The organism is Alterotamlana spongicola (assembly GCF_035818475.1).
Lineage (GTDB): Bacteria > Bacteroidota > Bacteroidia > Flavobacteriales > Flavobacteriaceae > Cognatitamlana.
In genome coordinates this window covers 2,207,446-2,220,428 of the sequence record NZ_JAYMGV010000001.1, presented here as the reverse complement: position 1 = coordinate 2,220,428, position 12,983 = coordinate 2,207,446, and the positions used below count along the sequence as shown (strand labels likewise).

At 32.3% G+C, this 12,983-nt stretch carries 14 protein-coding genes; 7 read left to right on the top strand and 7 right to left on the bottom strand.

Features of this window, described 5'->3' with window-relative positions:
- Position 1: 1 nt before the first annotated feature.
- From VOI54_RS09445 to typA, 6 genes are all read right to left on the bottom strand, one after another.
- Positions 2-1,288, bottom strand: coding sequence for an O-antigen translocase (locus tag VOI54_RS09445; RefSeq protein ID WP_326282546.1), 1,287 nt, complete (start codon positions 1,286-1,288; stop codon positions 2-4).
- Positions 1,289-1,323: 35 nt separating this feature from the next.
- Positions 1,324-2,424 carry a DegT/DnrJ/EryC1/StrS family aminotransferase gene (locus tag VOI54_RS09440; protein WP_326282544.1) on the bottom strand — a complete coding sequence of 367 codons (1,101 nt, stop codon included), beginning with the start codon at positions 2,422-2,424 and terminating at the stop codon, positions 1,324-1,326.
- On the bottom strand, positions 2,421-3,398 hold the full coding sequence (locus tag VOI54_RS09435) for a GNAT family N-acetyltransferase (protein ID WP_326282542.1): 978 nt from the start codon (positions 3,396-3,398) through the stop codon (positions 2,421-2,423). Before VOI54_RS09435 ends, VOI54_RS09440 begins: the two co-directional genes overlap by 4 nt.
- A gap of 24 nt (positions 3,399-3,422) precedes the next feature.
- Positions 3,423-4,730, bottom strand: coding sequence for an O-antigen translocase (locus VOI54_RS09430; RefSeq protein WP_326282540.1), 1,308 nt, complete (start codon positions 4,728-4,730; stop codon positions 3,423-3,425).
- 178 nt (positions 4,731-4,908) lie between these two features.
- Entirely contained in the window at positions 4,909-5,145 is a 237-nt protein-coding gene (locus VOI54_RS09425; RefSeq protein ID WP_326282538.1) for a uroporphyrinogen decarboxylase, read from the bottom strand.
- Position 5,146: 1 nt separating this feature from the next.
- Positions 5,147-6,946: a translational GTPase TypA gene (gene typA / locus VOI54_RS09420; RefSeq protein ID WP_326282536.1), complete on the bottom strand. Its 1,800-nt coding sequence runs from the start codon at positions 6,944-6,946 to the stop codon at positions 5,147-5,149.
- A 133-nt stretch (positions 6,947-7,079) separates the two neighbouring features.
- Here typA and kdsA point away from each other — a divergent pair, with 133 nt between their 5' ends.
- Complete coding sequence (gene kdsA, locus VOI54_RS09415; protein ID WP_326282534.1) at positions 7,080-7,901, top strand: 3-deoxy-8-phosphooctulonate synthase; 822 nt, start codon at positions 7,080-7,082, stop codon at positions 7,899-7,901.
- Here kdsA and VOI54_RS09410 read toward each other — a convergent pair.
- A complete protein-coding gene (locus VOI54_RS09410) occupies positions 7,898-8,275 on the bottom strand; it encodes a DUF1801 domain-containing protein (protein ID WP_326282532.1) in 378 nt (125 codons plus the stop codon). The genes kdsA and VOI54_RS09410 overlap by 4 nt on opposite strands.
- Before the next feature lie 87 nt (positions 8,276-8,362).
- Between VOI54_RS09410 and VOI54_RS09405 the strand changes: the two genes are divergently transcribed.
- The 6 genes from VOI54_RS09405 to VOI54_RS09380 all read left to right on the top strand — a co-directional run bounded on the left by VOI54_RS09405 (position 8,363) and on the right by VOI54_RS09380 (position 12,974).
- Positions 8,363-8,971 carry a hypothetical protein gene (locus VOI54_RS09405; RefSeq protein WP_326282531.1) on the top strand — a complete coding sequence of 203 codons (609 nt, stop codon included), beginning with the start codon at positions 8,363-8,365 and terminating at the stop codon, positions 8,969-8,971.
- A 9-nt stretch (positions 8,972-8,980) separates the two neighbouring features.
- Positions 8,981-10,042, top strand: coding sequence for a DUF6688 domain-containing protein (locus VOI54_RS09400; protein ID WP_326282529.1), 1,062 nt, complete (start codon positions 8,981-8,983; stop codon positions 10,040-10,042).
- Between the two features lie 31 nt (positions 10,043-10,073).
- Entirely contained in the window at positions 10,074-10,364 is a 291-nt protein-coding gene (locus VOI54_RS09395; protein ID WP_326282527.1) for a winged helix-turn-helix domain-containing protein, read from the top strand.
- Positions 10,365-10,420: 56 nt separating this feature from the next.
- Positions 10,421-11,791: a cell envelope integrity protein CreD gene (gene creD / locus VOI54_RS09390; RefSeq protein ID WP_326282525.1), complete on the top strand. Its 1,371-nt coding sequence runs from the start codon at positions 10,421-10,423 to the stop codon at positions 11,789-11,791.
- Positions 11,792-11,933: 142 nt separating this feature from the next.
- Complete coding sequence (locus VOI54_RS09385) at positions 11,934-12,551, top strand: tetratricopeptide repeat protein (protein ID WP_326282523.1); 618 nt, start codon at positions 11,934-11,936, stop codon at positions 12,549-12,551.
- Between the two features lie 30 nt (positions 12,552-12,581).
- The gene (locus tag VOI54_RS09380) at positions 12,582-12,974 is read left to right on the top strand and encodes a ribosomal maturation YjgA family protein (protein ID WP_326282521.1); all 393 of its coding nucleotides are present in this window, start codon (positions 12,582-12,584) and stop codon (positions 12,972-12,974) included.
- Positions 12,975-12,983 lie beyond the last annotated feature (9 nt).

The following is a 12,983-nucleotide window of genomic DNA, read 5'->3' as shown; positions in this document are numbered from 1 at the left end:
ATCAATTTCTCTTGGCTTTAAAAAAACCAAACCAAACAAACAATACTACAATAATAAAATAAATAATATATCTAAAGAAATGAGCCATTACAACTCCTTCTGCCCCATATTTAAAGACCAAAATATTCGAGAAAAAATAAAACAACGTCAATGAAATCAATTCTGTAACAATAAAACTCTTAACCATTTTTTTAGCTAAAAACTGATGGGAAATCACTAATGCTCCCAATCTTATAAAATCTCCTAAAAGCTGCCATTTGAACAGAGGCTCAATACCCATAAAATTGGGGTATACAATTTGAATAATATACCCCCTGAAAAAATAAACCAATAACATTCCAAGGCCAAACAAAGGTAGAATTGTTTTATATATACTAAAAACCTCTCTTTTAAAAACAGGAGCTTTGTCAATTCTTGCAAACTTTGGTATTACATAAAGCGTAAATAAGCTCGAAGAAAAAGCCATATAACTCTTAGATATAAAACCCATGGCGGTCCAGTAGCCGGCCTCATTAATACTAATTTTTTTAACTATCATTGTTCTTATATCAAGTTCAATATAGTTCAATAATATTGATGAAACAAAAGACATTAAAGTAAAGGCCAATAGCTCCTTGGCAAATGGAATCTTAAGCCTTATATGATTAAGTGTAGTAAGCTTCTTTAGTATTGAACTAAAAATATAAATGATAGTTATCAATTGAATTAATGGCGTAATTATCAATGCAAATAAAACACCTTCAAGATGATAGCCATAAAGTAATATGATTAATAAAACGGATGACAAAGTATAGCTTAAAAAATCAATTCGGGCATACTTTTTATACTCAGACAAACCATTAATCACACCTTGAAATACTCTATTGATAGCCATAACTATGGGAAGCAAAGCAATACTTCTTATAATATATATATAATCCAAATTGCCAAACAATTCAGAAGTGATATAGGAAGCTTTCAAAAATATGATCACAGAAGTAACGACTGACCCTAAGAAAATAAACACAAAAACAGTAGAGAACAAATTATTAAGCTCTTCACTTTTTTCTCTGAATTCTGAAACATACTTTACTATACCATTAAACACCCCTAATGAAGAGAAACTGCTAACTATTTGCATCAAGTTTCTTAGCTGCCCTATTTTAGCTATACCAGCTTCCCCTACTACTAATGCTAATACTCTCTGAACAACTAAGGAAATAATTAACTTTACTGCTAATACCAATGCATTTAAAGATGTTATCTTTAATAATAAATTGTTCTTAATTGTATTCCTAAAATTGGCCAAATCATAACTATTTTAATAATATTAATGTTTGAACACTAATATTTATTGATAACTTTGATTACACATTCTATGTCTTTCGTTGTCATCACTGGGCTTATTGGAAGGCTTACTACCTCGTTATGTATTCTCTCTGTAATTGGTAAAGATATTTTTTTTAAATGAGCAAATGCTTTTTGCTTATGAGGAGGAATTGGATAATGAATTAATGTTTCAATAGCATACCTGCTCATATAGGTCATGAATTTTTCTCTGTCTTCAACCAAAACCACAAAAGCATAAAAAACATGGCTGTCAGATAAATCATAAAACGGAAGCTTTACTTTTTTATTAGCTATTTTTGAAAGATACAGTTTAGCAATATCTCTTCTCTTTATATTATCATTATCAAGCAGTTTTAATTTAATATTAAGAAAAACTGCTTGAATTTCATCAAGCCTATTATTTGCCCCAATAGTTTCGTAAATATACTTTTTATCACTTCCATAATTTCGAAGTTGCCTAATTATATTAATCAAAACTTCATTATTAGAAACTATAGCGCCCGCATCACCTATTGCACCTAGGTTTTTACTGGGATAAAAACTAAACGCTGCGGCATCACTCATATTTCCTGCCTTAATTCCTTTATGGTTAATTGCTCCATGCGCTTGTGCCGCATCTTCAAAAACCAATAAGTTATTCTTTTTAGACAGAGTGCTTATTTCTTCCATATTGGCGAGCATGCCATACAAATGTACTACTAAAACAACTCTGGTTTTGGGTGTGATTTTTTTTTCAATTTCAGAAACTGATATATTATAAGTTTTGAAATCCGGATCCACCAAAACGGGGCTCAACCCTACAGCTTCAATGGCTAGAATACTTGCTATATAAGTGTTTCCTGGAACAATGACTTCATCTCCCCGTTTCAACACCCCTAATCTAACATATGCCTTAAAAATCAATATCAATGCATCCAATCCATTACTAACCCCTACGCAATATTTAGTACCGCAATATGCGGCAAAATTGTTCTCAAATTTGGAAACTTGGCTACCTAAGACATATTGACCCGAATTTAAAAACTGCTTAAACTGTTCTTCAAATTCTTTTTGAAAACGCGCGTTTATTTTTTGCAAATCCAAAAACTTTATCATATTAGAACCTCATTTAATATTTTATGATTCGAAGTAAAAATATTATAAAAATCTTGTGTTACAGTTCTAGCCCCAAAACCTTCTTTCCAAAATTGAAGTCCCTTGTTCACTTTTAAGCCGTCACACTCATTGGAAGTACCAAAATCAAAATACTTTTTATTTTTGAATACGTTATTTATCAAGTGAATATATAGAAAATCCAGGCTCCCTAACTGATTATTTTGTTCTGAACCAGAAATATATTGAGAATGCGCTACCTGACCTGACTCAAATATGGTTGTACCTGCAATAATTTCATCATCTTTATATACGTTAAACTGCCTAATATTCTTAGGAAAAGATGCTTTTAGCATTTCTATTTCCTGCAAACTGTGAACTGGCTTTGCATTATGCTTCTTTCTTAAATTTGGTATCAGTATAGAGTTCCAAAACGGCTCAAATTGGTTTTCTTCCCTTACAACTAATTGATGCTTTACTCCTCTTTTATATCCCTCCAGTCTATTGCCTGAAACCTTTACCTTGTTTTCCATATTTAAAACAGACAAGGTCTCTCTTTTAATTAAGCTGGCCTGAAGAACATACATTAAATATTGTATTTCTTCAGTAAACAAAGTATTGTAAATTGATGGGATTTGTTTCAAAATTAATTCAATACATCCGTTATTATTTAAAAATAGGAGTAATTCCTTAAAAACTTGAATCACTGCTTCAAACTTTATCTCCTTTGGTAATATAAGCCCCCCATAGGTTAACCCCTCATGAGAATAAACCGTATTCCCCTTCCTATTAGCTGGAAAAACAGCAATTAGCTTGCTTCCTTTATAAATCATTTGTGAATAATCTTCAAACCTATCTTGATGATATTCAATAAATTCCCGATGAAATAAAAACGTAGAATTTTTTGCATCCTGAATAAAATTGTTCCATTCTTGAAAAAAATCAGATGAATATTTGACAACCTTATAATTCTGCATGTATTAATAAACTATAAATAAAACTTAGTCATTTTTATCATCACTCGCTATTCCAAACAACGCCCCTCCAAATATGAGTAATATAATGCCATAATACATGGCATAACTCACACAATGAGCTACAACAGCACCTTGAACACTATCATACATATCAATAAAATAGACACTTGTAATGTACAATGTAACAATTAAAAAGGCTTCTGTGAGTATATAATGCCAAAACATTTTTTTAGCCAAAAACTGATATGCTATTACAATCGATAAAACTTTTATAAAATCACCTAAAAGTTGCCATAAGAATAGATCTTCCACAGGGCTAAACTCTTCTGAAAAAATCACAAAAACAACATATTTTCTTAAAAAATAAATCAATAAAAAACCTGTAAATAAGATAGGTATTATGGTCTTATAAAAGCTAAAGACTTCTTTTTTAAACGCTTTATTATCATTAATTTCTGAAAACCGTGGTAAAAGGTACAATCCTATTAATGAACTAATCAACATCAAATAATATTTTGATATACGTACCATAGCTTCCCAGAAACCAGCATCTTTATACCCAATGTTATCAATAATATAAGACCTAATTGCTATAGCAACCAATGGTAGTAGTACCGCTGAAAAAAGTGCCATTACTGAGTAAGAGCTCATTTTCTTTAAAATATCCAAACTTACATTACTCACCTTTAAAAATGACACTAAACTACGCCTATTAATAATACCTACAAGGGTAATTAAAAATATCAATGATTCGGCAATAGCTACTGAGATTAATGCACCGTCAATTTTGTTTTGATAAATTAAAAGTAATGCTACCGAAACACTTAATATTTGTCCAATAATATTAATTATAATGAGGATTTTATACTTTGAAAATCCATTCATTATGGAAAATGAAAATAGATTTAAAGCATAAAACGGCAGGACAATTGCAAAAATCCTTATAACATAATCGTAGTCATTATAGGTTGGAAAAATGACATCATTTATCCATTCAGCCCTAAAATAGCAGAAAAAAGAAACAATTATAGTAGAGAGAAAACCTGTATAATAAACTGTAGATAACGTTTTGCTTAGTTCTAAGGTGTTTTCTTTAAATTCTGAAACATATTTTACAACACCCTTATAAAATCCTCCGGTTGCTACAGTTTGAAATGAGCTAACAAAGTTTCTTAAATTCCCTATTAGAGCCAAGCCTTCAGCCCCTATAAATACAGCAATAGCCTTAGATGTTAACATTCCGGCTATTATTCTGGTTATTACTGAGGCAGTTTGTAAGGAAGTAATTTTAATTAAAACCTTAGTATTTATATAGTCTATTAATTTCTTCAATTAATACATATTTTCGTTTCTTAACAGAATTGCACAAATACCCTCAAATGCATTTCTAAAACTGAAAAGAATATATTAGTCTTTAGTTATATTAGTTTTCATCAAGAAATCAAATATACAAAATCCCGGAAAGTCTCTTAGCTATACTTTCCAGTATCTAAAAATAATAACAAACAAATTAAGATTTCTTCTTATAAAACAGGTAATACATATTAATACAAAAAATAGCCGTATTGGTTATAATTATTGGATAAGATAATGGGGTTAACGCCATGCCATAAAGCACAAATAGTAAACATCCAAAGGAGTTTACTATTCGTAGTTTCTTAACAGATTTCATTAAAAATGAGACTAAAACAGTAGCCATAGCAGCATACCCTATCCATTCTACCCATAGAATTCCTAAGAATTCCATGTTATACAGACTTGTTTCTCTTACGTTCAACCTCTGTTAAAAAAATCTTTCTTAAACGCAAGTGGTTAGGTGTCACTTCTACATATTCATCTTTTTGAATATATTCCAATGCTTCTTCTAAAGAAAATTTAATAGCCGGTACTATTTTAGCCTTATCATCAGCTCCCGCAGAACGTACATTACTTAACTTTTTGGTTTTAGTAACATTAACAGTCATATCATCACCACGAGAATTTTCTCCAATTACCTGTCCTTCGTAAATATCCTCTCCCGGATCAATAAAAAACTTACCTCGTTCTTGTAACTTATCAATTGAATATGGAATGGCCTGCCCTTTTTCCATAGACACTAAACTTCCATTTAAACGCTCAGGAATATCTCCTTTTAATGGCTGATATTCTTTAAAGCGATGCGCCATTATGGCTTCTCCGGCTGTAGCAGTAAGCAACTGATTTCTCAATCCAATAATACCTCTTGATGGAATAATAAACTCACATACCATACGTTCACCTTTAGCCTCCATACTTAGCATTTCACCCTTACGCAAAGTAACCATTTCAATGGCTTTACCTGAAACAACTTCGGGCAAATCTATGGTCATTTCTTCAACAGGTTCACACTTCACACCATCAATGTCTTTAATAATTACTTGAGGTTGCCCAATCTGTAACTCATACCCCTCGCGACGCATGGTTTCAATTAAAACTGATAAATGAAGTACCCCCCGGCCAAAAACCATGAACTTATCAGCACTATCTGTTTCCTCAACACGAAGAGCTAAGTTTTTTTCCAGCTCTTTGGTTAAGCGTTCCTTAATATGGCGTGATGTTACGTACTTACCATCTTTCCCAAAGAAAGGAGAATCATTAATAGTAAATAACATGCTCATAGTTGGTTCATCAATAGCTATGGTTTTTAGCCCCTCAGGATTTTCCCAATCAGCTACCGTATCTCCTATTTCAAAACCTTCCAGGCCAACAATAGCACAAATATCTCCGGCTTGTACCTGGTCTACTTTCTTTCGGCCTAAACCTTCAAAAGTGTGCAACTCTTTTATTTTAGATTTAACAACACTTCCATCTCTCTTTACCAGTGAAATATTTTGGCCAACTTTTAACTCTCCTCGGGTTAAACGCCCAATAGCTATTCTTCCGGTAAATGAAGAAAAGTCCAAAGAGGTAATTAACATTTGTGTTGTCCCTTCATCTATTTTTGGTGATGGGATATGCTCAATAACCATATCCAATAAAGGCTCTATATTTTCCGTTTGCTGTTGCCAATCTTCACTCATCCAGTTGTTCTTAGCAGAACCGTATACCGTTGGAAAATCCAACTGCCACTCTTCAGCCCCTAGTTCAAACATCAGATCAAAAACTTTTTCATGAACTTCGTCAGGCGTGCAATTTTCCTTATCTACTTTGTTAACCACAACACAAGGTTTCAATCCTAAATCTATAGCCTTTTGAAGTACAAAACGTGTTTGTGGCATTGGACCTTCAAAGGCATCAACTAATAATAAAACGCCATCAGCCATATTTAACACACGTTCTACTTCTCCACCAAAATCGGCGTGACCTGGTGTATCAATGATATTAATTTTTGTGTCCTTATAAATTACTGACACATTTTTTGAAGTAATAGTAATACCTCTTTCTCGTTCTAAATCATTGTTGTCAAGAATTAAATCTCCTGTATTTTCATTTTCACGAAATAACTGACAATGATACATGATTTTATCTACCAAAGTAGTTTTACCATGATCTACGTGTGCAATAATTGCAATGTTTTTAATATTAGCCATAATAGTGCCTTATTTTAAGCGTGCAAAGGTACTCATAAATAATGGATATATTGTATAATAATCCTTTTTTGGATGATCCCTTTTCTGAATATTGTATATTTGTAGCTTGCAAGTTCTGAAAATAATTAACACTATGCACCTTCAAGATATACCAAAATTAAAACATACAAATTCTGAAATTTTTTTTCTATTATGTGGCCCATGTGCTATTGAAGGTGAAGATATGGCTCTGCGCATTGCTGAAAAAGTAGTCACTATTACAAATAAGTTAAACATTCCCTATGTTTTTAAAGGAAGTTTTAAAAAGGCAAATCGCAGTAGAATTGATAGTTTTACCGGAATAGGTAACGAAAAAGCTTTAAAGATTCTTAAAAAAGTATCTGATACTTTTGATGTTCCTACGGTTACCGATATTCATGAAGTTTCTGATGCAGACCTTGCAGCTCAATATGTTGATGTTTTACAAATACCGGCGTTTTTAGTGCGTCAAACAGATTTGGTTGTGGCCGCTGCTAAAACCGGTAAAGTAGTTAATTTAAAAAAGGGACAGTTTATGAGTCCTGAAGCTATGAAACACGCTGTACAAAAAGTTAAGGATGCTGGTAATGAAAATGCCTGGATAACAGATAGAGGGACTATGTTTGGTTATCAGGACATGATTGTAGATTTTAGAGGTATCCCAACTATGCGTGAATTTGCACCAACAGTCTTAGATGTAACGCACTCACTACAACAACCCAATCAAAGTGTCGGTGTTACGGGCGGACGTCCAGATATGATTGAAACCATTGCCAGAGCCGGTGTAGTTAACAATGTGGATGGCCTGTTTATAGAAACCCATTTTGATCCGGCAAATGCAAAAAGTGATGGTGCCAATATGTTACATTTGGACAACCTAGAACAGCTACTCTCTAATCTGACAGCTATTAGAAAAACAATAAACAATTTGAGCTAAATAAACCAGGCTTTTTTACTCTTTTTAATCTGTTCGGTTGCCGTGTATAAAAGCTGAACAAAATTCTCGTGATCTAAGTCTTCAATTGATTTTAATTGAATAGACCGCACTTGTTTTCTTTTGTTATCATTTTTTAATACCGGGAATTCTTTTTCAAGTAGAATACCCTGTACAAAAGCCACATCAACATAATCTTTTCCCTTTAAAATATTTAAATACAGCATGGGTTTTTTTCCAATATTATAAAATGGGATTCTATAACTGTACCGTTCAGTAACTTCAGGAAGCGTACTTAAAATAACACTTCGCACATAAAGCATTATAGATTGATAAGGCTCTTTTTGATTTATAAAATATTCATCTACGGGTTTCATTGAATTGACTTTATTTTCAAACTTAACAAAAAAATATGTGGCTAATTGAAAAATAATTATTTACTTTGTATTTCAAAGTACTTTTATATGGAATCTAAAGATTATTTAAAAGACATTAGTGAGATTAAGGATTTGATGAATAAATCGTCGCGCTTTATTTCACTTAGCGGTTTATCAGGTGTTTTAGCCGGGTCTTATGCTTTAATAGGGGCAGCAGTTGCTTATTGGTTAGTGATGACTTATAGTAACGGCGTTTTAATCCTTGACGGTTGGGTGTTTGATTCATGCCTCTTAACTCTGGTACTAGTAGCCCTGTTTAGTATAGCAACCGGTATTGTTTTAACAACCAGAAAAGCAAAAAAACATGGAGCTAAAATTTGGGATGCAACGTCTAGGCGACTTGTATTTAATTTTTTGATTCCATTAATAGCCGGTGGCTTTTATATTTTAATTATTCTAAATCAGGGAAAATACGGGCAAACAGGAGGCTTAATGTTAATTTTTTATGGTTTGGCCTTAGTCAATGCATCAAAATATAGTATTGGCGATATTCGCTTCCTGGGTTATATACAAATCATATTAGGACTTATAGGGGCATGGCAGCCCGGATTTGGCTTTTGGCTTTGGGTACTTGGTTTTGGCATTATGCATATTGTATATGGCACCTGGATGCATTTTAAATATGATAAAAAATAGAATAATATCATGGGAGGGTTTGTTTTCCTTTTTGCTCTAGTTGTGTTAATAGTTTTAGCTACCTGTATTCTAATAGTTAGACAGACTAAAAGGCAAAAACATATAGTAATTATTGAATTAATAATAATTATTGCATCAGTTGTTGGATTTTTATTATTCTTAGTTGGAATGTCATTAAATTCTGAACCATATTATAAAGCAATTGACCCAATAGATTCAGGCTATGAGCCTCTTGCCCAAAAACATATATTAACTGCAGTTACAATAGCTATCCTTGGAATGTCAAGCACAATTATGATATGGAAAAGAAAAAAAGAGCTTCCTCCTCTATTGTTAGCTCTATGTATTTTTTTCATGCATTTATTTTCCGTTTTTTTAATTTTTATTATTATTCAAACATCTAAGAGCGGAGCCTATTTTATGTGGATAGGTCCACTTACTTTCATAATCGCTAGTATATTATTATCAATTAGTTTAGCACAAAAAGAAGCAAAAATATCCAAAGAGAAATATTATAAAAATAAAACTCTTAGTTTTTTAAATGACAAATTATCCCGCTCATCAAATTATGGATTTTGGTTAACCATAGTATTGTTACCCATACTCTTAATATTAGTGTTAATCTTAACATTATTTGGACAAGACTATGACTCGATAGTAAAAGTTTTTACTGAAACCTCAACGTGGACGTTCTCACAAAAAACTCACCCGCCATATTTAGATCATAAAGGACATTATTTATGTACAGTGGCTGCTTGTGGATCTCCAAAAATAGTTAAACCAAAAAGGTTAGGGACAAGAAATGGAAACACAATTATTGTTAATAGGCAATTAATGGTAGCTAATGCGTTTGAAGAAATGATTCAAGAAAAGTTTAAAAAGGGACATAAAATAATTAGACGCTTATATGATAAGTACGGATATCCGCTTTCAAAAAAAATTAATTCAGAATTATGGTCAAACATCACTTACGTAATTATGAAACCTCTTGAATGGATATTTTTAATAAGTCTATATTTGTTTTGTTTACATCCTGAGAAAAGAATTAAAAAGCAATATGAGCTAAAGTAAAAGGCCCTTAGCTTTGTTTGAATAGTAAAAAATGAGCATAATAACCAACATAAATAAAGCATTTGATCATCGTATTAGATTAGGCATCATGTCTATTCTCATGGTCAATGAATATGCTGATTTCAACATGCTAAAAGAACTTTTAGGGGTTACGGATGGCAATTTGGCAAGCCACACCAAAGCCTTGGAAAAATCAGAGTATATAAAAGTTGAAAAACAGTTTATTGGCCGTAAACCCAATACCCGTTACTCTACTACAAAATTAGGAAGAGTTGAATTTAAGAAACATATTGAAGCTCTGGAAAAATTAATTAATAAATAATACATTTTTTTATAATTATACTTTGAAAAACAAAGTACTTTTAAATAATCACAACTATGGAAAATCATAAAAACACTTCACAACAAAACAAATTTGGACATTGGGTTAAAACCTCCATCACAGCCAGGATGCTCATGGTAGGCTTTTTGGTCATTATTTTATTAATCCCCTTATCATTTATAAATAGTTTAATTAATGAACGTGCATTTAGACAAAAAGACGTCATCAACGAAATAAATCAAAAATGGGGAAACCATGTTCTGGTATACGGCCCCATTTTAAAGTTGCCCTATAAAACCTATACCGAAACGAAAACTTACAACGAAAAGACCAAAACGTATTTTAAGGAAACCCAAACCCATGTAAACTATGTTTATATATTTCCTGAAAATTTAAACTCAAAAGTCAATGTAAATTCAAAAACATTAAAAAGAGGCAATTTTGAATCAGCCGTATTCACCACAACAATGGATTTTTCAGGGCACTATATTCCAATAAATCTGGTTGCAAAAGGTATTAAATCAGAGGATATTATTTGGAATAAAGCCTCTATAATCATTAAAACCTCAAATCTAAAAGGCATAAAAAGTGAAATCCAAATAAAGCTTCAGGATAAAGCCTATGGTTTTGAAACTAACTTCAATCAAAATAACAATAGCTCTCTGGATATTTTAGAGTCCGGTTTTATAAATGCCGAAGGACTATTTAAAACAAAAAATACTGACTTTTCATTTTCAATGACCTTTAACGGCATCAGACAAATAGAATTAATACCCATAGGCAAAACCACAACTATGAGCATGGTGTCCAATTGGGCAGATCCAAGTTTTATAGGTAATTACCTGCCAAATGACGAAACTAAACAAATCTCAAAAAATGGCTTTGACGCTAGCTGGAAGGTGTTACACATCAATAGGGCATTTTCTCAACAACATTTAAAAAGTATTCCAAATTTGGACCGGTTTGCCTTTGGTACCAAATTTATGGTTATGGTAGACGAATATCAAAAAAGTGAGCGCTCGGCAAAATATGGCTTCCTGGTTATAGGCTTAACCTTTTTGGTGTTCTTCTTAATCCAAACATTAAGTAAAATACACATCCATCCGTTTCAGTATTTAATGATTGGGCTTGCCCTTACCATGTTCTATACTTTATTAATTTCAATATCAGAGCACAGTAACTTTTTAAAAGCCTATTGTATTGCCGGTATGTCTGTAATAATTTTGATTACATTATATTCAAAATCTATTTTAAAAACATTTAAGTTCCCTTTGTTTATTGGTATATCATTAAGTGCACTATACGCATTTATCTATGTTATCATACAACTTGAAAATTATGCCTTATTAGTAGGTAGTATTGGCCTCTTCCTAATACTTGCCATCGTCATGTTTGTATCCCGAAAAATAGATTGGAGCAATGGTTAATTTTATTAGTTAATGATGTGGGCGTTTCCCACGCTTTTGAGCGTGGGCCGCGCTTTCACTACTCGCTCCCTCCTACGTCAGGGAGCTCAAACACACCGTTCAATCACTAACGCAAAAGACACAAATCAACACATCGATTAAAATGAAGACCATACTAATTCTAGTTACAATGTTTATACTAGCAACAACTACAGGCAATTCACAAAATATTGAAGATGTTATACTTGAAAGTCGAGCAAAATTATTCAAGGAGAATACTACAAAAGCCAATAGAGGTAATGCTAAAGCTCAATTTGATTTAGGGCAAATGTATTACTACGGTGTAGGTACAAAAAAAGACTATAGAAAAGCTTTTGAATACTATGAAAAGAGTGCAGCCCAAGGACACCTAGAAGGCCTTTATGCGCTAGCACTCTCATACTATTCTGGAGTTGGTGTGGGTATAGACAAAAAACAAGCCTTAGAACTTTTTATGGAATGTTCCAATAAAGGGGATTTCAATGCTAAATTCAATTTGGCAAATATGTATTTCTACGGTGAAGGTACAGAGATAGACTTAAAAAAATCCTTAATTCTATATAAAGACTGTGCCGAAAATGGAGATTCAAATGCCCAAATTATCCTTGGCATGATGTATTATAATGGCTTTGGAACAAAAAAAGATAAAGTTAAGGCCAAAAAATGGCTCAATAAAGCCCGAGAAAACGGGCATAAAATGGCACCACAACTCATTGACAACATCAATGATATTGAGAATTAATACTAAACTCCCCTTGGAAATTCAATTTAAATGAAAATAAATAAAATATACCTAACTCTAACTTTGTTATTATTTCTAATAGAAGCATGCATTGCCATCTTTTTAAAAACGGGCTTTATCCGTCACACCGTTGGTGACTTCCTGGTGGTCATTCTAATCTATTGCTTTTTTAAAAGTTTTCTAAATATAAACTCAATTAAACTAGCTATTGCCGTATTCCTTTTTGCCCTATGTATTGAGTTACTCCAACTATTCAATATACTTAACCTACTTAATATGGAGCACAATAAAACGGCTATTTTACTTTTAGGAAGCACATTTCAAGTTTCTGATTTAGTAGCCTATGCTCTTGGTTTAATCTTTACTTTAAGTATTAAAAACAAAAGACTTGTCAGGTCTTTGAAACCTGACAAGTCTTCTTAATTTAAAAAA